Genomic DNA, 20,596 nt, shown 5'->3' on the forward strand with positions numbered 1-20,596 from the left:
CAAAGATTGAGTTTAGCTGTAGCATTAACGAGAGTTCTCTCAAAGTTCTTAACTAAGATTTTGCATCTTTCAACCCAATTACCCACCTTGTCGGCACAACTACAAACCCAGACAGACCTTTTTCTGCCTTCTGTTGCTTTGATACCTTAGGAGAAATTTCAAACCTAATCTTAGTCATAATCTCAGGATAAACCTTCTGTAAATCAGTCGTCAATTTTTCGATATGATAACCACTATCCAGCAATATCGTAGTTAGGGTAATGTCATCTGGCTTCGATTTGAAGTAATCAATGTTAAACGTTAACATCTCAATCAGTCCTTGGTCATCTGATACATTTGCTCTTGTTAAATAGGTGAAAAAAGGAAATCCCAGTATGTCAACTGCTAAATGTCTTTTGATCCCGTTAGTTGCTTTGTAGGAGCAGAAGCCCTTGGATTCTATACTTGCATTACAAGTATTTTTCACTGCTTGTGAGTCAATGATGATTAAAGTTGTCCATTTTGATTTTTTTTGACTGTTCACGGGCTGTTGAATGCAAAGCTTCCATAATCGCAGTAAATGTACCTGTATCTTTCCACTCCTTGTAGTATCGATACACTGTAGAGAATGGTGGTAAGTCTCGGGGCATATCTCGCCAATTACAACCGTTTTTAAGTTGGTAGAGTATGCCGTCTAAAATTTGTCTTTTTGTCCAAGTTGGTGGTCTAGTTTGCTTTTTCTTTGGGAGCAATGGTTCTATAATTTCCCATTCTTTATCTGTTAGGCTACTTGAGTATGGATTTAGCATTTTCTAAGTATCATACATCTTGCTCATAATAGATATGAAACAGGCTCTATAATGCTCTACTTCTTCTGTCAATACTCTCTCATATCCTCCCCATCCATCTGTATTCCAATGCTGGTAATCCGTTTTACCTTCAGTACTTACGACTATTTCCTCGATTTACTCATCAGTATATTTTCCGACTCTTACCGCTAAAATCAATCCACTATTATCCGCTATGCTTACCCCAATCCAACAGTCTTGTGACTCAAGTTCTGTTGGTAAGGAGTTTTTCTGTTTTTTCCACGAACGACCACATTTCATCACTACTGATTTAACCTCCTGATTATGAATCCTTTGAGCTTTCTGCGAGGCTTGCCTAATGATGCTTACTATTGTGTTGTATGCTAATCCACTTAATCGGGCAATTCCACGCAAGCTTACTCCTTCACTTTGGCTTTGCAAGACTAAATGAATCTTTTCTACACCTATATGCCGATGATAGTAAATCGTGTCAAAAGTCTCTACAAATGTTTTTTTTGCATTTAGGACATTCATACCTAAGTATTATGTCCATGAACTTTATGATGACTACACAATAAGCATTTTATATTTTTTGCTATGCTACATTACTTTGATGCACTACCAAAAAAAGTAAGGCCGGAGTAAAGACTAAACGTCTCAAGGCTAGCTGAAATGATAACTATATTAAGTATATTCACTTCTTAGGTTGTATCAATTGTTAAGAAATATGTGCAGTTGCCGTAGGCAGTGTCAGATATAGGTTGAGCAAACATCCAGAAATTTTTACTCTTGCCTGTCTGATACATAAGTTGGATCGGCGGATATGCTTATTCGATCAACACATCTAGTAGTATCGTCATAGGCAAGTGCAACAAAATATTGACAAGTAAATTCTGTATTATTTTCTGCTTCTACTATCTGTTTTTTTGGGTTACAGGTTGTCAAACCTACCGATGTCTAGACATGGAGTTGTTCAACTGCTGTGCTGTTAGATGGAATATCTGTAGATAAATTGATTGCTGTCATTGATAATTTCTAAAGCAAAATATTGGACTAAATCAACTGTACAACAGCTATTTATTCCAGTATTTTCAACTAGTTGAACAGATTCTACAAAATGGCTGTGATTCACGCAATGCAATAGTTCAAACACTCAATGAGAATTGCTGTTATCATCAAAAAAATTCTGCTATAATAAAGCCTCTTGGGGCCGCAACGGTTTCGACGTGTTAGTAGAAACTACCTCATGCAGGTCGAGAGTGAGCCATCTCTCGTAAATCAAGGACTCAAACAAGTACATGCGAACAACATCGTACCCTTCGCTCGTAAAGCCGCTCCTGTAGCTGCCTAAGAACCACCCCTCAAAAGGTCTGTTTCGAGCTCTAACTTGTGACTCAGTTAAACAAATTTAGATAACCCCCAACTGATGCTGTTAACGCCCTTCTCTGATAGAGTGTTAACCTAAGAAACTTTCAGAGCATCCTAGTATCTGGGAAAATAGATATTTCCCTCCGTGCGGATTAAAACGGATAAACCTGTGACTGAATGGGGCGTTATGAGCTAGGACGGACGAGGATTCGACTTCCTCCGGCTCCACTTTTTTATAACTAAATCAAATAAGTTAGATTAACCAAGAGTAACAATGAATGTCCTATCTCTTCCCACTTGGATAATTCATATATCTAGTGTGCTCGAATGGGTGATCGCTATCTGGTTAATTTGGAATCATAGTAAGATGCAGCCACAGGTTGCTAAAGAGTGGAAAGGCTTAGCTCTAGGTATGGTACCAGCCCTAGTCAGTGCTATGTGTGCTTGTACTTGGCATTTTTTTGATAACTCTATTTACTTAGATTGGTTAGTTACGGTACAGGCAGCTACTACTTTAATTGGCAATTGCACCTTAGCGATCGCTGGGTATTTTTTATACAAGACTCGTAATATTGAGACTATCTAAGCATTTATCTAAATTTTTGACATTCTAATTTTTGGCACGTTTAATCGGCTTTACAGGAGAATTTGGTTTTATAACGGCACCTGTCCCCTGTCGGCGTACTGGTTTACTGGGAGTTTTTTTAGGTATCACGGCGATCGCCTTTGCCGATGTAATAACTAAGCTATGTTTTTCCCGTTGAACTTTTACATCCCAAAAATAGCCAAGGGCATTACTAGGCAAGATTCCCTTTAACTTTAACTTAAATTTAGAACGTGCTTGGGGTAGCTTTTTGAGCGCATTACTCCGCTTAATTTTGACAACCACATAATTTTTAGAAATAGATTGTTCTATAGCTTCACCCCGAATCGAGAAATAGCCATCTTCAATATTTGGGTCAAGATCATAGTTGGTTTTACCTGTTTCTTTGGGAGCCCACACTCCAGAAATCTGCACATAGAGTTGATTTGTCTTATTCACAGTGCGAGGGTAAACCACCCAATGGTATGACTTTCCCGAGATTAACTTTTTTTGGATAATAGGCATCACCCTACCAAGAACTACAGCCTCAATTTCTGTACCATCAGTCGCCACAAGCTTACCCTTACAAAAATGGCTAACGGAGGGTAAATATTGTCCAAAAATAATCCCGATCGCCCGATACTGTAAAGTTGCACTAGGAGCAGGAATTGGAGTTAAAGATTCCGCTAAATCCGCATTTTGAAGCTGAGGAGGAGTCAAGCTAATAATCTCTAGTTTAGTTGGTGGTTGATTAGGGGGATTAGCACCAAAACTAGCAGGTTTATCAGCATGATTAGGATGATTAGACTTCTGCATTTAAACCTCTGGAGCTATTACCTTGAAAATAGCTAGTGCGCGATCGCTGTATAGTTAACAATCCTAGCAAAACTAACGGGTTCTAAACTAGCTCCGCCAACTAAAACTCCATCAATTTCTGGTTGTGCCATAATCTCATCAATATTTTCAGGTTTAACGGAGCCTCCATACTGGATCGTAACGTTAGGATTTTGTAATTGCTTCCGAATTAAGCCTATAACTCGATTCGCTTCGTCTGTGTCGCAGGTATCACCAGTCCCGATCGCCCAAATTGGTTCATAGGCAATAATTAGATTATTCTGATCAATATCTTTAAGTCCATGCTCTAGTTGGGCATAAATACAAGCTTCAGTTTGATTTTGATCCCGTTGTTGTTTAGTTTCTCCGACACAGAGAATTGGGGTAATGCCATGTTTTTGAGCAGACTTAAGCCGTTGATTGACCGTGGCATCAGTTTCTCCAAAGAATTGTCGCCGCTCACTATGTCCGATAATTACAAATTTGAGTCCAAGTTCTACCAACATGGGAGCAGAAATTTCTCCAGTAAATGCTCCACTATCCGCCCAGTGCACATTTTGAGCTCCGATCGCTAAATTGGCTGGAGTATGAGCCACAAAACTGACTAAAAAGGGGAGATTGGTATAGGGCGCACAGATCAGCACTTGATCCTCACTGGTTTCAAGTCGATTCTGCACTAGGGGTAAAAAATCAGTGAAAAATTCCTTGGCTTCCCTCTGGGTCTTATACATTTTCCAGTTGCCAGCGATCGCAATTCTACGCAAAGTAATATCCTAAAATTCATTAATTAAGTGTTTACTTAGTTTAATTTCAAAGCAGCTATCTGGAATAACTAAAATTTTAAAGCTAAGCTTCTGGCAATCATTTATTAATCTTTTATCAATAAGTAAATTGAAAGCTGATAAGTATGCTAGTAAGTATCCCTAAGTGAATTTAAAGTGCAGAAATCGCTAACTTGAGTGGCTAAATTCAAATAAATTGCAAAAATCTTGATTAAATTCTTTACGTTTTTTTACATAAGCTTGTATTATGATTAGTGATCGCTTTCGTACATAAGTTTGTAAATTCTACATAAATTACGGAGCTTCGGCTCTGCGTTCTTTTGGTTTTGCTCAAAGCTTTTATAAAAGATAACCTTCACGGGTTTGCTTTTGAATGAGTTGGTGTCAGGAACTAGATGAACAAAAGAAGGCGACCACCACAGCCAATTCACTATTTAGGAGCATTCATGCCCTCTTCTTTTCAATCTCTAGGTATTTCTGAAGCCCGCATTCAAGTTTTAACTGAATTAGGTTTTACAGCCCCTACTCCCATTCAATCTCAATCTATCCCCGCCCTGCTTGAAGGCAAAGATATGCTCGGTCAGGCACAAACTGGAACTGGTAAGACCGCAGCTTTTTCACTACCAATTTTAGAGCGCATTGACCCTTATCAAAATCAACTTCAGGCTCTAATTTTAACGCCCACCCGTGAACTGGCAATTCAAGTCAGCCAAGCTATTCGCAGTTTTAATCTTAAGCCCGGTGCCAAAATTTTAACTGTTTACGGTGGACAGGCGATTGATCGCCAAATTTCCCAACTTGATCGCGGTGTACATATTGTGGTTGGTACTCCTGGTCGAGTGATTGACCTCATGGATCGGGGCAGACTCGATCTTAGTCATCTGTCTTGGTTTGTGCTAGATGAAGCTGATGAAATGTTAAACATGGGCTTTATTCAAGATGTGGAAAAAATCTTGGCAGTCACGCCTCCGCAACGCCAAACTGCATTTTTTTCGGCAACTATGCCCACGGCAGTAAAAAGGTTAGTTAAAAACTATCTGCGATCGCCAGTTTTGGTCAAGGTGGAGTCTGATGATTCTGCGCCTAGTCGGATTGAACAACAAGTTTACATCGTGCCACCCCATCTGAGTAAGGAGGAAGCCTTATTACCAATTTTGGAACTGGAAGCACCTCACTCTGCTCTAATTTTTGTGCGGACAAAAGATGCAGCTAGCAAACTCACCGACATTCTTCAAAATGCAGGACATAGTGTTGATGAATATCACGGTAATTTAACGCAGGTTCAGCGTGAAGGTTTACTCAGACGTTTCCGCAGCGAACAAGTAAGATGGGTAGTTGCCACGGATATTGCCGCTAGAGGATTAGATATTGATAGTTTGACCCATGTGATCAATCTGGATATGCCCGACGACCTAGAGCGATATGTCCACCGCATTGGGCGCACGGGACGAGCAGGACGCACTGGTACCGCAATTACAATTATCTCTGCCAGAGAGCGTTATAAACTGCGCCATTTGGAAAAAATGATTGGGCAAACCTTGGATGCTCTACCTATGCCTACAATTACCCAAATCCAAGAACGACGCATTGCTAGATTTAAAGAGCAAATCCATGAGGTTCTAACTGGAGAAAGATTAGCTTCCTTCCTACCGTTGGTATCTCAACTTTCTGAAGATTATGATCCTCAGGCGATCGCAGCAGCAGCATTACAATTGGCGTATAGTCGGATTCAATCTGAAAAATCTGAACAGGCGGCACTGAATATCTTGTCTAAGCAAGCTGATAAATCTACCTTTAGTGGTAGTAAGCCCGTAAAGCGTAGTACCAGCAGTACAAGTGGCAGACGTAATTATGATAATTATGACCGTGCTGATAAGCCCTCTGATAAATCTGATAGACCAGAAAGATTTGATCGCGATCGCAATAAAGGTGATTACGGTAACAAGTCTGGACGTTTTACCCCAGCCAGAACAAAACATTAGATTAGAACCTAAAGCTAAGATTCAAAGGCTCAGTAGAGAACCTAACATCTAGTAAGTGTTTAAAACCCTGCGCGAAATTCCCATAGATTTAAGACATCAACTCATTTCTGCATTTGTAGTGGGGTTGATGTTTTGGTCTAGTTTGGCTTCTCAACTTCCCACCCTGCCTTTATATATCAAATATCTTGGCGGAACTACTACGCAAATTGGCTTAGTTATGGGTAGTTTTGCGATCGGTTTACTGTTTTGTCGCTCCTATCTGGGGCAGATGGCTGACCGAAAAGGTAGAGTGGTAATGATTTGGCTTGGGTTATCGGTTGCAGCGCTGATACCGCTTTTTTATACCACATTTAGGACAATCCCGATTTTAGTGGTGTTGAGAGCTTTACATGGTATTAGTATTGCCGCTTTTGCCACTGCCTTTAGTGCCTTAGTTGCCGATCTCGCTCCTCCTAGTCATCGGGGCGAAATTATTGGTTATATGAGTTTAGTGCAGCCCTTAGGTATTGGCTTAGGACCAGCTTTGGGGGGATGGATGCAGGAAACTTTCGGTTACACCCCCTTGTTTATAACTGCCTCTGCTTTAGCGGCAATCGGATTGGTTACGGCACTGGGACTGCGTGAAAGCTCCGATTTTATTCGGCCCCAAGGATTACAAGTGAAATTGCGAATCTGGTCAACTTTGGCAAGTCCAAGGGTTAAGGTTCCAGCTATGGTTTTGCTATTAGTGGGTATAGTATTTGGAATTTTAAGCTCATTTCTGCCTTTAACAATCCAAGAATATAAGATTCCTTTGAATGCGGGCATTTTTTACATGACTACGGCTTTATCTGGGTTTATGGTTCGCCTACCGCTTTCTACGATTAGTGATCGCTTTGGGCGGGGAGTATTTATTTCCATAGGTTTATGTTTTTATGCTTTGGCAATGTTAGTAATTGCTACGGTTCATTCTCGGTGGGCTGTTCTAGGTGCAGGTATCTTGGAAGGCATTGGTTCAGGTATTGTGATTCCTTCGATTATGACTTTATTAAGCGATCGCACATTGCCTAAAGAGAGAGGATTTATCTTTGGTTTGGCATGGTTAGGATTTGATCTGGGGATGGCATCCTGTAGCCCAATTATTGGTAGTTTAATTAAGGTGATTGGTTTATCTGGAGCTTTTATGGTTGCCAGTGGGATGGCAGTTTTAGCATTAATAATTTTTATGACTCAATCTAGTTCTAGTCTAAAAACTTCTTTTTTGTTTGCGATCAGTCTGGGGAAAGACCCTTACAGCCTTATGAAAGAGCAACTAGCACATGATTTTTGAATGAAGATTTTTAATAAGTAAGGCAAAATACAGCAGAAATCAATCCTAAATTAGGTTTGCACAAATGAGGCTAATCATAGATTTATTAACTACTAATCAGTGGAATAACTAATGATTTAAGGCTTCAAGATAGATTAAAGTCAATAAATATAAAAATAATATGAGAAATCCATTTAAAACCTATGGCAGATATTGTTGATATTGCAGTGAGTGACGATTCATTTAAAACATTAGTTACGGCGGTAAAAGCTGCTAATTTGGTCGATGTCTTGAAGTCACCTGGACCATTTACGGTTTTTGCTCCCACTGATGATGCTTTTGCTAAACTTCCGCCCGGTACGATTACGACTTTGGTGCAAAATATTCCTCAATTAACAAGAATTCTGAAATTTCATGTGGTGTCAGGTTGTTGGAAAACCGCAGACCTAGAGAATGTCACTGAATTAACCTCTGTGGAAGGCTCACCAATTAAAATTAGCTTAACCCATGGATTTGAAGTCAAAAATGCTACGGTCATTGCCTCGGATATTGAAGCAGATAATGGCATTATTCACGTCATAGATAATGTGATCTTGATGGGATAGCTTTGATAATATTTGGATTAAAGTCAAGACCTTCCCATAATTTATAATTTGATTACGCATTTCAAGAATTAATTTAGGCTTTAATTTAGATTTGATCTAGACTTGTAAAAGCCCTAGGAAATGAGATAATGCAGTTACCTACATAAACTTTTAATAATATTTAATTACTATGGATGCTGATTTAAGACCTCTTCTCGTGCTTGCTCCCATTGGTTTAGTCGTGGTTTGGGCAGCCTACAATATGACTAAAGCTGTGCTTAAGGGTGAAGCGAAACTATTTGGCGATCGTGGTAATAATCCATTTCAATAGATTTGGCTAACATTTAGTTAAATATTTGGTTAATACAATCTGAGTTATCGGTACTGGGAAAGTTCAAGTTTTTTGGCAATCCCAGTTTTTTATGGTCTTTCTTTGCTAGATCAAGGCTGAGAATGGTAAATTCATAATTGCAGTTAAGGTGATAAGGAGTGGATGATGGCTATTGGTGAGTATAAACCAGGTCTGGAAGGAGTTCCTGCCACTCAGTCTAATATCAGTTATGTAGATGGACTAGTTGGACTATTGGAGTATAGAGGTATCCGCATTGAAGACCTGTGCGAGCATAGTAATTTTTTAGAAACCAGCTATCTCCTAATTTTTGGCGAATTACCTAAACACCAAGAACTGGAGAAGTTTGAGCATAATATTAAGCACCGCCGCCGAATTAAATATCGGATTAGGGATATGCTTAAATGTTTTCCCGATGATGCCCATCCTATGGATGTAATCCAAGCTTGTGTATGTGCCTTAGGCATGTTTTATCCCCTCAAAGACTTGCGTGATATTGAGTATATTTACGGGGCTACGATTAGGCTAATCGCCAAAATTCCCACAATCATTGCCGCCTTTCACATGATGCGCCAAGGTAATGATCCTGTACCTCCTAGAGATGATCTGAGCTACGCTGCGAATTTTTTGTATATGCTCAATGAGATCGAACCCGATCCTTTGGCTGCTAAGGTATTTGATGTATGCCTAACCCTTCACGCTGAACATACAGTTAATGCTTCTACCTTTTGTGCTTTAGTGACTGCCTCAACTTTGAATGATCCCTATGTGGTACTAGCTGCTGCGGTTGGGACTTTAGGGGGTCCTTTGCATGGTGGGGCTAATGAAAAAGTGATGCTGATGCTGGAAGAGATTGGCTCTGTTAAGAACGTCAAAGCTTATTTAGAAGAGAAAATTAGCAAAAAACAAAAAGTCCCTGGGTTTGGACATCGGATTTATAAAGTTAAAGACCCTAGGGCAATTATTTTGCAGAAGTTAGTTGACCAATTATTTGAACAGACAGGTCATGATCCTTACTATGACATCGCCCTAGAATTGGAAAAACAGGCTGCGGATGTATTTTCCGAAAAAGGAATTTTCCCTAACGTGGATTTCTATTCAGGGCTAGTTTATAAAAAATTAAATATTCCTGTGGATTTATTTACTCCTGTGTTTGCGATCGCCCGTGTTCCCGGCTGGTTGGCACATTGGAAGGAACAAATGGCAGATAATCGCTTGTTTAGACCAACACAGGTTTATACAGGACTGCATGATGTTAAATACACTCCCATTAGTGATCGCTAGAAATTCTGCAAACTCTAGTTCTGATTATCGTTAAAAGTTTAGATAAAAGTTCTGGAGTAATTAAGCCTTTTGGGAAAAATATCGTTGCTAACACGATCAAGGTACCGAAGATAATTAACCTGCCATCTTGTAAAAACTGAGATAGTAACTTTGGTAAGCCATTAATATTAGCGATCGCCCTGAGTACTTCGGGTAATGCGGTTAGAGCTATACCTCCAACCACAGGACCAATGAAGGTGCGAGAACCTCCTGCTAAAACAAAAGCTAGGTAGGTAATGCTGGCATCAAAGGTTCCTTGGCGGGCATTCCATGTATTTAGGAAATGAGCACTAATGACCCCAACTATACCTGCTAAAACTGCACCGATGGTAAATGCCAAAACTTTATGGTTAGTGGAGTTAATCCCGATCGCCCCTGCTGCTAGTTCATCTTCTCTGATCCCACGCCACACCCTGCCCAGTTTGGTAACTTCAATGCGATAAAGCAAAATCATCGATACTACCAATAGCGGTACCACAATCCATAAATAACCAATTTGGGAACCAAAGGGCTGGGGAATACCAAAAATACCAACTGCTCCGCCCGTAATCTCTAAGTTTAAAGATAGGACTCGCAGAATTTCCACAAAAGCAATGGTGGCGATCGCTAAATATATGCCCCGTAAGCGTAAAACTGGGAATCCTAATAAAATTGCTAATAGTCCGCAGGCGATCGTAGTTATACTAATTTCCGCAAATAAAAGCCAAATTGAAAACTTATCGGCAGGAATAACCTTAGTTGACATAATCGCCGCAACATAACCACCTAGGGCATAAAATCCCGGTGAGGCTAAAGATAACTGCCCCGTCATTAGAGGTAAATATACGGACATTCCCAGTAATGCTCCCAACAGCATTGAGACCAATAGGAATCCATAGCTATTAAAAAAAAACATGGTTACTCCTCTTCAAAATGTCCTAGCTTCAACATTAGATTATCAGTAATCTTCTTTTTCTTCCTACCCTATCGGGATCATTACATTTGGAATAATTACAAGGTTTGGTGATTTTGTATTTAAAGGCATCTTTTCTGATGTTTTCAGGTCTCTATCCTTTGAGATTTCTTGAGCTATACTACAGCTATAAAATACACCTAAAACATATACCTCAACTAGAAGTATGGTAGCGATCGCTGACAGGAATCTAAGCCCCATTGCTATTACTACAGAACCAATTTGGCGACTGAGTGTAACCCAGTATCACTCGATGATTACTAGCGGAATTCTGACGGAAGAAGATCAGATCGAGTTATTAGAAGGGGTACTAATTGCCAAAATGCCTAAAAATCCTCAACATCGTTTTTCTACAGGACTACTTCAAGACGCTCTATTAGCAATCCTTCCTGCTAACTATCACCTTAACTTGCAAGAGCCAATTACCCTAAAAGATAGTGAACCTGAGCCAGATTTAACCATAGTGCGGGGACAAAGATTAGATTATCGTGATCGCCATCCCACTGCTAGTGATTTGGAACTAGTTGTTGAAGTATCTAGTAGTACGCTAGAAAGAGATCGTACCCTAAAGCACAGAATTTATGCAGGTGCAGGAATTGCCACTTATTGGATTTTGAATTTAGAAGATAGGCAATTGGAAGTATATACAAACCCATCAGAATCGGAATATTTGCATTGCCAAGTTTTTAATGAAGCTGAATCGGTAAGCCTGAATTTAAGGGGGCAGGCGATCGCTCTTATTTCTCTAGGTGGGTTGCTTTAAATTTTGACCCCTGTTTGCACCCGCCATAGTCCTGCATAAATACCTTCATGATGTTCTAGTAATTCTTCATGGGTACCTTTTTCCACAATCTGTCCGTAATCCATGACATAGATACAATGAGCATTGCGAACTGTAGATAAGCGGTGGGCGATTGCAATGGTGGTACGGTTAACAGTTATGCGTTCTAAGGATTTTTGAATGGCAGCTTCAGTTTCATTATCCACAGCACTGGTGGCTTCATCTAGGATTAAGATTGGGGGATTTCTGAGGACGGCACGGGCGATCGCAATTCTTTGTCGTTGTCCACCAGAAAGCTTTTGTCCTCGTTCCCCTACAATCGTGTCATAGCCTTGGGGGAGTTGATTAATAAATTCATCCGCTTCGGCAATTTGAGCAGCATTAATAATCTGATCTGTCGTCGCATCAAAGCTCCCGTAGGAAATATTTTCAGCCACAGTGCCATGAAAGAGAAATACATCTTGACTCACCCAGCCAATGCAAGAGCGCAAATCTTTTAATTCCAAGTCCCGAATGTCAATCCCATCTAGGGTAATTGTGCCAGCATTGATTTCGTATAGACGTAAGAGTAATTTAACGAGAGTGCTTTTACCCGATCCTGTTGCCCCCACGATCGCAATGGTTTTTCCCGCAGGTACTATTAATGATAAGTTCCTCACCGCAGGCTGCCGATCTTTATAGCTAAAGGTGACATCGTTAAGAATAATTTCACCTTTTACCTGCCCTTTATCCGTGAGCTTAATTTCTCCAGAGGCGATCGCTAGAGGCGTATCTAGTAAATCCATTACCCGATTTGTGGAAGCCATTGCCCGTTGGTATTGATCGAGGGTATCGCCCAGTCGAGTTAGGGGCCATAGCAAACGTTGGGTTAAAAACACCATCAAACTATAATTACCAAGAGAGAGCCTACCTGCATCTGCTTCAATGCCGCCCAAGAGTAGTATGGCAATAAATCCGATAAATATTAAAATCCGAATTAATGGGACGTATGCCGCCGATAGGGCGATCGCATGACGATTACTTTGACGATATTTTTCGCTTTCTGCCCCAATTCTACCTAGTTCGTAAGCTTCCGTTGCAAAGCTTTTAATTGTGGTTATACCGCTAAGATTATTGGATAACTGTCCATTCAGCAATCCGACTTTTTCCCGCACTGCCGCATACCGAGGAGCTAGACGTTTTTGAAAGGCGATCGAACCCCATAAAATAAAGGGCATAGGTAACATTGCTAGCCACGCCACTCCGGGTGTTAGGTAGAAAAATATGCCACCAATAATAATTACCGTAGTCAAAACTTGCAAAACTTCATTAGCACCTACGTCTAAGAATCTTTCTAATTGATTAATGTCATCACTGAGAATAGACATCAAGCCCCCAGTGCTACGTTCCTCAAAATAGGCAAGTTCTAATTCCTGTAGGTGTCCATAGGCATCAAGCCTGAGATTATGTTCGATATTCTGCGCCAAATTCCGCCATATACGGGCATAGGCATACTCAAATAGAGACTCTAAAGCCCAAATAATGGCACTGGAGATCGACAGAAATACTAACTGGGCATAAACTGTGGTAAATCCCCAATGGGCAATGAGGGAATCTTGCTTTTGGACGACCACATCAACGGCAGCACCAATTAAAAGTGGTGGGGCTAAATCAAAAATTTTATTGAGAATGGAACAAGCGATCGCCTTTTGAATTAAGCCATTATAGGCATGACTGTAGTTAATGAGGCGTTGGAGGGGATGTGACTGCGATCGCATTTATGAGGTTTCTGCATTAATTTAAGTTAGTTCTATCATTCTACAGTTAGAAAACCCTAGATTTAGAGTAGGAAATAGTGGATAAGATCGGCGTAATTACAATGTATAGGGCGGGACTAAAAGTTTGGGGCAAACCCTCTATAATGGATGGGGCAAATAAAATGTTTCGGAACCATGACTAATACGATTAAGTACTCTAAAGTTGAAGTACTCAAGGAAAAGAGTAACTATCTCAGATTTCCCATAAGCTCTGAGTTAACTGATGGCAATAGCTTTTTTAGTCAAGATGGTATCCAAATTCTCAAATTTCATGGTTCCTATCAGCAAAAAGACCGAGATTTAGAAAAAGCTAAGGCTAAGGGTGAAGAATCAAATTATTCGATGATGTTGCGGACTCGAAGCCCAGGTGGATTTATTCCTTGGCAGTTATATTTGGCATTGGATCAGTTAAGCGATCGCTATGGGAATCATACTTTACGGGCAACGACAAGGCAGGGGTTTCAAATTCACGGCATTCTTAAACAAGACCTGAAAACCGTAATTGCTGACATTACCCAAAATATGGGTTCGACCGTTGGTGCCTGCGGAGATATTAACCGTAACGTTATGGCTCCTGTGGCTCCCTATAAAAATCGACCTGAATATCAAATTGCCCGTGACTATGCAGTAAAAATTGCCGATCTTTTAGCACCCCAAGCTGGCTCCTATTATGACCTATGGCTAGATGGTGAAGTGGCAGTTAGTTCCTTACCCATAGAAGCAGCGGAGGTTACTAAAGCCCGATCACAGCACGGTAAAGGCAAGATTGATACTAATACTACCGATAGTTCCGAGCCGATCTATGGGACTCAGTTTATGCCACGCAAATTTAAGATAGCGATCGCTGTACCCGGAGATAATTCCGTAGATTTGTTTACAAATGATTTATCCTTAGTGGTCATTACCGATGGCAATCAAAAGCTCGAGGGGTTTAACGTATATGTGGGTGGGGGACTAGGACGTAGTCACAATAATGATGCCACCATTGTCCGCCTTGCCGATAGTATTGGCTTTGTCCCCGTTAGTGATATTTACGAATTAGTTAAAGCAGTAGTGGCAGTGCAAAGAGATCATGGCGATCGCTACAACCGCCGTCATGCCAGATTTAAATATCTATTACATGAATGGGGTGTAGAAAAGTTTAAGCAAGTATTACTAGATTATTATCCTACCCCTTTACAAGCTCCTAAACCCTTACCTGAATGGAAATATGAAGACTATTTAGGATGGAACGAACAGGGTGATGGCAAATATTTTCTGGGCATATCCATTGAAAACGGCAGAGTGATAGATAAAGAGAGCCTACAGCTAAAAACTGCCCTTAGGGAAATTACCGAAGCCTTTCATTTACCTATCTATCTCACCCCTAACCACAACCTCTTATTTACAGAAATTCCTGCGATCGCCAAGACTGACATCCAAGGGATTTTGGATCGCTGTGGCGTATTATCACCGGATCAAATCGATCCCCTGACTCGTTATTCTATGGCTTGTCCCGCTTTCCCCACCTGTGGCTTAGCGATCACTGAATCAGAAAGAGCTTTACCCAGCATCATCGAACGCCTAAGGGTTTTACTAGATCGCATGGGCTTAGGAGATGAAAAATTGATTACCAGAATGACAGGATGTCCCAATGGTTGCGCCCGTCCTTATATGGCTGAATTGGGCTTTGTGGGCAGTGCTTGGAATGAGTATCAAGTGTGGTTAGGTGGAAATTTTAACTCAACCCGTTTGGCACAGCCATTTATTCAACGACTCCATGTGGATAAGTTAGAGGAATTTTTTGAGCCTTTATTTGCCTACTTTAAGAGAGATCGCCTTGATCAAAATGAAGGATTTGGGGATTTTTGCGATCGCATAGGTTTCGATCAGCTCAGAGAATTTAGTACCAATTATGTTAGACAAGATATTAGTCCAGCGACGGCAAAAGCTAAGGATCAAAGACATCGCATTACCCTATCTACCTCAGTCTATGAGCAACTAAAATCAGTTTCTAGCAGCCATAATAAATCTATGAAGGAATTAGTAGAAGCGGCGATCGCTAATTACTTATCTAGTCTTAATTAAATCTGAATTTAACTTGTCAATTAACTGGTGAAATAGCTAGGAATAACTATGGAATGGCAACAGGTTGAAAATAATTTTGTCTTAGCACCGTCTCAACCCAAAGGAGTGATCCATTTTTTAGGTGGAGCTTTTTTTGCTGCCGCCCCCCACATCAGCTATAGTCGTATTTTAGAAACCCTAGCTAGGGCAGGTTATGTAATTGTGGCGACCCCGATTATTAATAGCACCTTCGATCATCGCCAAATTGCCATTGATGCCTATAAATCCTTTAAGCGTACTCGCAGCAAGCTATTTTTAGACTATTTCCCGCTATTTGGTATGGGGCATAGCATGGGTTGTAAAATTCATCTTTTGATTAATAGTTTTTATCCATCGGAACGGGCAGGAAATATTTTCATTGCCTACAATAACTATGGTGCCAAGCAATCTATTCCATTATTTAAAGAGTTCGCAGGCACGATTCCCGAAATGGAAAATATGGAATTTACGCCCTCGCCTTTGGAAACTATGGAGTTAATTAATCAAAGTTATACCGTTGAGAATAATTTGTTAATTAAGTTTGTCGATGATGATATTGATGAAATTGCGGTTTTAGCATCCCAACTTCAACGCAAATTTAATAATAATCTCCATCAAAAAGTTACGGTTAAAACCCTGCCCGGAACTCACCTAACCTCTATGGGTATGGACTTAAAATGGCAAGCGGGTCAAAGCTTTACGCCAGTGGATGCTGTATTTCAATGGATTAAGCAAGGTATGCACAAGGATAATTCCACCCTAGAGCAAACTATTCTAAGTTGGTTAAAGTCACACCCCGCCTATGCTAAAACGGCTTAATTAATCTACTTTTTACTGAGCTTACCGTAGAGCTTTTTAGTGATAATCAAACCACCTAAAGCCCCAAGTCCAAGAGCAGGGGAAAACTCAAAGGGAACAGGAGTAGAATCAGTAAAGGTAAAGTTCCCCCCAAAGAAGCCATTATTCACTCCAGCAGTATTTGGAATGCTTGGATAAATAAGAGTGCTTCCATTTCCATCGGCATAGACATCAGTATTATAGGTAATTGCGGGGTTAACCGTAAAATCATTATTATTAAGTGAATAAATGTCGAATCCCGTGAGCTGGGTACCACCAATTCTATAGGTTTCACCTGCAATTAAAACTGTGGGACTTACAGATACATATTGAAAAAATCCAGTTAATAGTGAAGTTCCGCTTGGTATCGTGGCACTAACTACTAGGCTTTGATCCGACTCCCGAAAAATACCGACATTATGGCTAGTTAGTAGTCCGTCCTTTTCTGCGTCAAAATAGCCGAGTTTATCTACCGTAATATTCTTGGCATTGACTGTAAAGCTATACCCAAACACATAGGACGCACCATTATCAAATGCAGCTCCAATAGAGGTAAAATCTACCCCTTGAAAAGATACGGCATGGGCGGAGGGAATCGCCGATCCTAGTAAACCAGTAATTGCAACTACAGAAGTTACCAAGAGTTGTTTTGTCATGTTTAAGTACTTAAGATGTTGTACGCAATCGTACTTTTCTCTATTTAGATTTGTCAAGTGCTTTGTACGTATAGATTTCAGGCTTTATTTTAACTTTACAAACATCTAAATATCCTGTTAATAGATGCTCAAGTTCGTTTATTTGGCGATACCAATTAAGGATTGGGAACCTGCTCTTAATCATTTTGATCATTTTGCTATTGAGTTTGAAGGTTTCAGAGTTAACATATTTTACTTAACTCTCTCTTTGTTTGAGGTTGAGTTGATTTACATTTTTTCCAAAACTCGAATCCCTAAAAGACCTAATCCTAATTTAAGGGTTTTAGCAGTGACGTGGCACAGAAGTAAACGGGAAAGGCGATCGCTATCCTCAGCTTGTAAAACAGGACATTGATCGTAAAACTGATTAAACTTTTGACTAAGCTCAAATAAATATAAACATAAACGATTGGGCATGAGGTCTTCCGAGACGGCATCAATAATTTCAGGTAATTGGATTAAATGTTTTGCCAGAGCCAACTCTAATTCATGCTTGAGAGCAATAGCTGCCGAAAAATTCTCACTATCGAAGTCTAAGGCACCTTTACGACTAATACCTCTAATCCGTACATAGGCATAGAGCATATAGGGAGCCGTATTACCTTGGAGGGAAAGCATTTTATCAAAGCTAAAGGCATAGTTACTGGTGCGATTTTGGGAAAGATCAGCATACTTCACTGCACCCAATCCCACTGCCTCTGCTACTTCCTGTTTATAGGTGTCGTTAAACTCTGGATTACGGGTTTCTAAATCGGTTTTAACCCTAGCGATCGCCTCATCTAATAATTCCTGAAGCCGCACCGTATCACCCGAACGAGTTTTTAATTTTTTACCATCTTCACCCAAAACTAAACCAAAGGGAACATGGATAACTTTAGTATTGTCCGTCAGCCAGTTTGCCCGTCTTGCCACCTGAAATACTTGCTCAAAATGGGAAGATTGCCCCATATCCGTAACATAGATAATTCGTTCGGCTTTATCTTCTTGAATGCGATAGCGAATAGCAGCTAAATCGGTCGTAGCATAGTTATAACCGCCATCGGACTTTTGAATAATTAAAGGTAAGCGATCGCCTTCTTTATTCGTAAATCCATCTAAAAATACACATAAAGCTCCTTCACTTTTTTCGAGCAACCCCAGAGCTTGTAAATCCTCCACAACTGAGGCTAGATAAGGACTATAAAAGGATTCGCCCCGTTCTGTAATCTTAATATCCAAAGCATCATAGATTTTTTGAAATTCTCGCCGAGACTGATCACATAATAACTGCCAACAAAATGTTGCCTCTGGTTGTCCCGACTGTAAATCTACTACTGCTAAACGGGAAGCTTCTTTAAATTGTTCATCCTCATCAAATCGCTTTTTCGCTGCCCGATACAGCGCCACTAAATCACCTAAATCTAGGGCATCGGACTCGGTTAAGGCTCTTGGATATACCTCTTTTAAGTAGGTAATTAACATCCCGAACTGTGTACCCCAATCCCCCACATGGTTTAGGCGCAAAACCTCATGTCCTTGAAATTCTAAAATGCGGGCAATACAGTCACCGATAATGGTCGATCGCAGGTGTCCAACGTGCATTTCCTTGGCAATATTAGGACTAGAAAAATCTACTATTATCCTTTGCCTATTTCTTGTTTCCTCAATTCCGAGGCGATCTCCACTATTAACCACCGCTAATCGAGAGGCTAAAAATTCTGGTTTAAGTTTGACATTAATAAACCCAGGTCCATCAATGCTAGGAGCTTCACCTAAGTCAGAAATAGTTAGATGTTGAATAATTTGAGCAGCGATCGCTTGGGGTTTTTGTTTTAATCTTTTACTAAGACTCAGAGCAGCATTACATTGATAGTCGCCAAATCTTAGGTCTTTTGCTACACTCACCGATGGATCAATACCCAAGTACTCTTCCCCAAAGGCTTTAACACAAGCAGTTTGGAACCGAACTTTTAACTCTGCTAAAACTGAACTACTCATTACTTATTTGAGCCATTAAATGCTCTTAAACTACTATTAAATTATTGTGAATGTAAACCTTAATTTTAGCCGAATTTTACCTTTTCATCCCCAGTCAATATGGATTTTATTTAAGTGTTAAACCTGTGAAATTTCCAGCTATTTTCCCACTTGATTTTTCCTCAGCCTTCGCTTTCTTTCCCTTAATTTCATACAAATCCCCTGTAAAAGTTCCTGAAACAGATTTACCTACAACCTTAAAAGTAACCTTTCCTGAAACTTCGTAAACTGGCCCATTAATGATTGCTGTAAAACTTCTTTGGTTAATAGCTACAACACCATTCACCACTTCCGAGACAGCTAAATGAACTTGAGAAGGTTCTTCAGATAATGATAAATGAGAACCTAAAACATATATACCATTCGTACCTTTTACCAGAGAGGCTTTATCCTCGATCAAAGCTCCCTTCCCTTCCCAGTGAATGCTACCAGGTTTAGCTTGAACTTGGTTAAGGAGGGCATCAAACTTGGGATTGCCAGACTGGGAATAACCAAAGTTTGTGACTAAAAATAAATTTGTAGTTAGATTTGTTGTTAGAAATAGGGAGAACAAAAAGATTTTTTTGATCATAAAATGATATTAGAGGGGAAAATACATTATCTAGTTCACTTTACCCTAGGAATAGGTATGGGGGGCAAAACTTCTGAAAATTTACAGACTATTTGCAATTACTACAAAGCTAGATCAGAAATAGGGATAATTGAAGTCTAATTCACCCTTTTAAATAGTTTTTTTTAACTTAATCATCACCAGTGGAGACTCTCTTAATCCCATCAATAGACCTCCTGCGTATTTAAGAAAATGATGGTGATCCAGAAGTAGTGAAAAGTGACAAATCATTGCAAGAAGTGCATTATAGTCATGAATAAAGTACCAAATAGCCCTAATATGACTACTTAACTTCCTAGAGGTTTGTCGCACCAAATGGGAAATGCGTTGACGAAAAGTATTGCATGATTTGGGGTAGTGTTACAAGGTTGTTGAACAGATTAAATCAGCGCAGAATAGGAAACTCATACCGATCGTGCAACAGAATCGACTTAGAGAAACAAATAGTCTTTCTCGCCAACTGTTTAATTCGAGTTTTCAAAGTTAAATGTTTACACTCAATTTTCTGAGTATATAGAGCCTGTTTCATATCTATTATGAGCAAGATGTATGATACTTAGAAAATGCTAAATCCATACTCAAGTAGCCTAACAGATAAAGAATGGGAAATTATAGAACCATTGCTCCCAAAGAAAAAGCAAACTAGACCGCCAACTTGGACAAAAAGACAAATTTTAGACGGCATACTCTACCAACTCAAAAACGGTTGTAATTGGCGAGATATGCCCCGAGACTTACCACCATTCTCTACAGTGTATCGATACTACAAGGAGTGGAAAGATACAGGTACATTTACTGCGATTATGGAAGCTTTGCATGCAACAGCCCGTGAACAGTCAAAAAAATCAAAATGGACAACTTTAATCATCATTGACTCACAAGCAGTGAAAATACTTGTAATGCAAGTATAGAATCCAAGGGCTTCTGCTCCTACAAAGCAACT

At 40.0% G+C, this 20,596-nt stretch carries 20 protein-coding genes, 1 other RNA gene and 1 pseudogene; 11 read left to right on the forward strand and 11 right to left on the reverse strand.

What is annotated here, in order from left to right:
• Positions 1 to 52 precede the first annotated feature (52 nt).
• The 3 genes from SYN7502_RS14850 to SYN7502_RS14860 form a co-directional block, all read right to left on the reverse strand.
• Positions 53 to 523, reverse strand: a complete 471-nt coding sequence (locus SYN7502_RS14850) for a transposase (protein ID WP_371257767.1) — start codon at positions 521 to 523, stop codon at positions 53 to 55.
• Positions 477 to 788, reverse strand: a complete 312-nt coding sequence (locus SYN7502_RS14855; RefSeq protein ID WP_015168135.1) for a transposase — start codon at positions 786 to 788, stop codon at positions 477 to 479. The genes SYN7502_RS14850 and SYN7502_RS14855 overlap by 47 nt, the downstream gene beginning before the upstream one ends.
• Positions 789 to 944: 156 nt before the next feature.
• Positions 945 to 1,322, reverse strand: coding sequence for a hypothetical protein (locus tag SYN7502_RS14860; protein ID WP_081581039.1), 378 nt, complete (start codon positions 1,320 to 1,322; stop codon positions 945 to 947).
• Between the two features lie 672 nt (positions 1,323 to 1,994).
• Between SYN7502_RS14860 and ssrA the strand changes: the two genes are divergently transcribed.
• Positions 1,995 to 2,387, forward strand: a transfer-messenger RNA (tmRNA) gene (gene ssrA, locus SYN7502_RS18650).
• A 43-nt stretch (positions 2,388 to 2,430) separates the two neighbouring features.
• The gene (locus SYN7502_RS14865) at positions 2,431 to 2,742 is read left to right on the forward strand and encodes a DUF2499 domain-containing protein (RefSeq protein WP_015169586.1); all 312 of its coding nucleotides are present in this window, start codon (positions 2,431 to 2,433) and stop codon (positions 2,740 to 2,742) included.
• 24 nt (positions 2,743 to 2,766) lie between these two features.
• Here the strand turns inward: SYN7502_RS14865 and SYN7502_RS14870 are convergent, their stop codons facing one another.
• Positions 2,767 to 3,555: a hypothetical protein gene (locus SYN7502_RS14870; RefSeq protein ID WP_015169587.1), complete on the reverse strand. Its 789-nt coding sequence runs from the start codon at positions 3,553 to 3,555 to the stop codon at positions 2,767 to 2,769.
• Positions 3,556 to 3,587: 32 nt separating this feature from the next.
• Positions 3,588 to 4,337 (reverse strand): triose-phosphate isomerase, encoded by a 750-nt coding sequence (gene tpiA, locus SYN7502_RS14875; protein ID WP_015169588.1) that lies wholly within the window; start codon positions 4,335 to 4,337, stop codon positions 3,588 to 3,590.
• Between the two features lie 464 nt (positions 4,338 to 4,801).
• Between tpiA and SYN7502_RS14880 the strand changes: the two genes are divergently transcribed.
• The 5 genes from SYN7502_RS14880 (at position 4,802) to SYN7502_RS14900 (ending at position 9,842) form a co-directional block, all read left to right on the forward strand.
• Positions 4,802 to 6,337 (forward strand): DEAD/DEAH box helicase, encoded by a 1,536-nt coding sequence (locus SYN7502_RS14880; protein WP_015169589.1) that lies wholly within the window; start codon positions 4,802 to 4,804, stop codon positions 6,335 to 6,337.
• A gap of 55 nt (positions 6,338 to 6,392) precedes the next feature.
• Positions 6,393 to 7,646: an MFS transporter gene (locus tag SYN7502_RS14885; RefSeq protein ID WP_015169590.1), complete on the forward strand. Its 1,254-nt coding sequence runs from the start codon at positions 6,393 to 6,395 to the stop codon at positions 7,644 to 7,646.
• Positions 7,647 to 7,828: 182 nt separating this feature from the next.
• Positions 7,829 to 8,230, forward strand: a complete 402-nt coding sequence (locus SYN7502_RS14890; protein ID WP_015169591.1) for a fasciclin domain-containing protein — start codon at positions 7,829 to 7,831, stop codon at positions 8,228 to 8,230.
• A gap of 169 nt (positions 8,231 to 8,399) precedes the next feature.
• On the forward strand, positions 8,400 to 8,540 hold the full coding sequence (locus tag SYN7502_RS14895) for a photosystem II protein Y (RefSeq protein WP_015169592.1): 141 nt from the start codon (positions 8,400 to 8,402) through the stop codon (positions 8,538 to 8,540).
• A gap of 165 nt (positions 8,541 to 8,705) precedes the next feature.
• Positions 8,706 to 9,842, forward strand: coding sequence for a citrate synthase (locus SYN7502_RS14900; RefSeq protein ID WP_015169593.1), 1,137 nt, complete (start codon positions 8,706 to 8,708; stop codon positions 9,840 to 9,842).
• Here the strand turns inward: SYN7502_RS14900 and SYN7502_RS14905 are convergent.
• Positions 9,829 to 10,776, reverse strand: a complete 948-nt coding sequence (locus SYN7502_RS14905; protein WP_015169594.1) for a branched-chain amino acid ABC transporter permease — start codon at positions 10,774 to 10,776, stop codon at positions 9,829 to 9,831. The genes SYN7502_RS14900 and SYN7502_RS14905 overlap by 14 nt on opposite strands.
• Positions 10,777 to 10,999: 223 nt before the next feature.
• On the opposite strand from SYN7502_RS14905, the gene SYN7502_RS14910 reads away from it, so the two are divergent.
• Positions 11,000 to 11,596 (forward strand): Uma2 family endonuclease, encoded by a 597-nt coding sequence (locus SYN7502_RS14910; RefSeq protein WP_015169595.1) that lies wholly within the window; start codon positions 11,000 to 11,002, stop codon positions 11,594 to 11,596.
• Here the strand turns inward: SYN7502_RS14910 and SYN7502_RS14915 are convergent.
• On the reverse strand, positions 11,593 to 13,371 hold the full coding sequence (locus SYN7502_RS14915) for an ABC transporter ATP-binding protein (protein WP_015169596.1): 1,779 nt from the start codon (positions 13,369 to 13,371) through the stop codon (positions 11,593 to 11,595). The genes SYN7502_RS14910 and SYN7502_RS14915 overlap by 4 nt on opposite strands.
• Positions 13,372 to 13,545: 174 nt before the next feature.
• Between SYN7502_RS14915 and sir the strand changes: the two genes are divergently transcribed.
• Together sir and SYN7502_RS14925 are read left to right on the forward strand one after the other, a co-directional pair.
• Positions 13,546 to 15,477 carry a sulfite reductase, ferredoxin dependent gene (sir, locus tag SYN7502_RS14920; RefSeq protein ID WP_015169597.1) on the forward strand — a complete coding sequence of 644 codons (1,932 nt, stop codon included), beginning with the start codon at positions 13,546 to 13,548 and terminating at the stop codon, positions 15,475 to 15,477.
• A 48-nt stretch (positions 15,478 to 15,525) separates the two neighbouring features.
• Positions 15,526 to 16,314 (forward strand): DUF1350 family protein, encoded by a 789-nt coding sequence (locus SYN7502_RS14925; protein ID WP_015169598.1) that lies wholly within the window; start codon positions 15,526 to 15,528, stop codon positions 16,312 to 16,314.
• A 5-nt stretch (positions 16,315 to 16,319) separates the two neighbouring features.
• Here SYN7502_RS14925 and SYN7502_RS14930 read toward each other — a convergent pair whose 3' ends face one another.
• From SYN7502_RS14930 to SYN7502_RS19115, 4 genes and pseudogenes are all read right to left on the reverse strand, one after another.
• Positions 16,320 to 16,988 carry a PFE-CTERM domain-containing protein gene (locus SYN7502_RS14930; RefSeq protein WP_015169599.1) on the reverse strand — a complete coding sequence of 223 codons (669 nt, stop codon included), beginning with the start codon at positions 16,986 to 16,988 and terminating at the stop codon, positions 16,320 to 16,322.
• 267 nt (positions 16,989 to 17,255) lie between these two features.
• Positions 17,256 to 19,004, reverse strand: a complete 1,749-nt coding sequence (gene argS, locus SYN7502_RS14935; RefSeq protein ID WP_015169601.1) for an arginine--tRNA ligase — start codon at positions 19,002 to 19,004, stop codon at positions 17,256 to 17,258.
• A 106-nt stretch (positions 19,005 to 19,110) separates the two neighbouring features.
• Positions 19,111 to 19,614, reverse strand: a complete 504-nt coding sequence (locus SYN7502_RS14940) for a hypothetical protein (RefSeq protein WP_015169602.1) — start codon at positions 19,612 to 19,614, stop codon at positions 19,111 to 19,113.
• Between the two features lie 424 nt (positions 19,615 to 20,038).
• A pseudogene (locus SYN7502_RS19115) lies at positions 20,039 to 20,164 on the reverse strand (IS1 family transposase); the annotation flags it as partial.
• 52 nt (positions 20,165 to 20,216) lie between these two features.
• On the opposite strand from SYN7502_RS19115, the gene SYN7502_RS19895 reads away from it, so the two are divergent.
• Positions 20,217 to 20,564 carry a transposase gene (locus SYN7502_RS19895; protein ID WP_051023647.1) on the forward strand — a complete coding sequence of 116 codons (348 nt, stop codon included), beginning with the start codon at positions 20,217 to 20,219 and terminating at the stop codon, positions 20,562 to 20,564.
• Positions 20,565 to 20,596 lie beyond the last annotated feature (32 nt).

The sequence above is a fragment of the Synechococcus sp. PCC 7502 genome, from assembly GCF_000317085.1.
In the GTDB taxonomy this organism is placed as follows: domain Bacteria; phylum Cyanobacteriota; class Cyanobacteriia; order Pseudanabaenales; family Pseudanabaenaceae; genus PCC-7502.

Coding starts and splice junctions, on each gene's coding strand:
- SYN7502_RS14895 (WP_015169592.1), top strand. CDS start 8,400: ATGGATGCTGATTTAAGACCTCTTCTCGTGCTTGCTCCCATTGGTTTA.
- SYN7502_RS14870 (WP_015169587.1), bottom strand. CDS start 3,555: ATGCAGAAGTCTAATCATCCTAATCATGCTGATAAACCTGCTAGTTTT.
- SYN7502_RS14860 (WP_081581039.1), bottom strand. CDS start 1,322: ATGAATGTCCTAAATGCAAAAAAAACATTTGTAGAGACTTTTGACACG.
- SYN7502_RS14905 (WP_015169594.1), bottom strand. CDS start 10,776: ATGTTTTTTTTTAATAGCTATGGATTCCTATTGGTCTCAATGCTGTTG.
- SYN7502_RS14940 (WP_015169602.1), bottom strand. CDS start 19,614: ATGATCAAAAAAATCTTTTTGTTCTCCCTATTTCTAACAACAAATCTA.
- SYN7502_RS14865 (WP_015169586.1), top strand. CDS start 2,431: ATGAATGTCCTATCTCTTCCCACTTGGATAATTCATATATCTAGTGTG.
- SYN7502_RS14880 (WP_015169589.1), top strand. CDS start 4,802: ATGCCCTCTTCTTTTCAATCTCTAGGTATTTCTGAAGCCCGCATTCAA.
- SYN7502_RS14890 (WP_015169591.1), top strand. CDS start 7,829: ATGGCAGATATTGTTGATATTGCAGTGAGTGACGATTCATTTAAAACA.
- SYN7502_RS14925 (WP_015169598.1), top strand. CDS start 15,526: ATGGAATGGCAACAGGTTGAAAATAATTTTGTCTTAGCACCGTCTCAA.
- SYN7502_RS14900 (WP_015169593.1), top strand. CDS start 8,706: ATGGCTATTGGTGAGTATAAACCAGGTCTGGAAGGAGTTCCTGCCACT.
- sir (WP_015169597.1), top strand. CDS start 13,546: ATGACTAATACGATTAAGTACTCTAAAGTTGAAGTACTCAAGGAAAAG.
- SYN7502_RS14915 (WP_015169596.1), bottom strand. CDS start 13,371: ATGCGATCGCAGTCACATCCCCTCCAACGCCTCATTAACTACAGTCAT.
- SYN7502_RS19895 (WP_051023647.1), top strand. CDS start 20,217: ATGCTAAATCCATACTCAAGTAGCCTAACAGATAAAGAATGGGAAATT.
- SYN7502_RS14930 (WP_015169599.1), bottom strand. CDS start 16,988: ATGACAAAACAACTCTTGGTAACTTCTGTAGTTGCAATTACTGGTTTA.
- SYN7502_RS14855 (WP_015168135.1), bottom strand. CDS start 788: ATGCTAAATCCATACTCAAGTAGCCTAACAGATAAAGAATGGGAAATT.
- SYN7502_RS14910 (WP_015169595.1), top strand. CDS start 11,000: ATGGTAGCGATCGCTGACAGGAATCTAAGCCCCATTGCTATTACTACA.
- argS (WP_015169601.1), bottom strand. CDS start 19,004: ATGAGTAGTTCAGTTTTAGCAGAGTTAAAAGTTCGGTTCCAAACTGCT.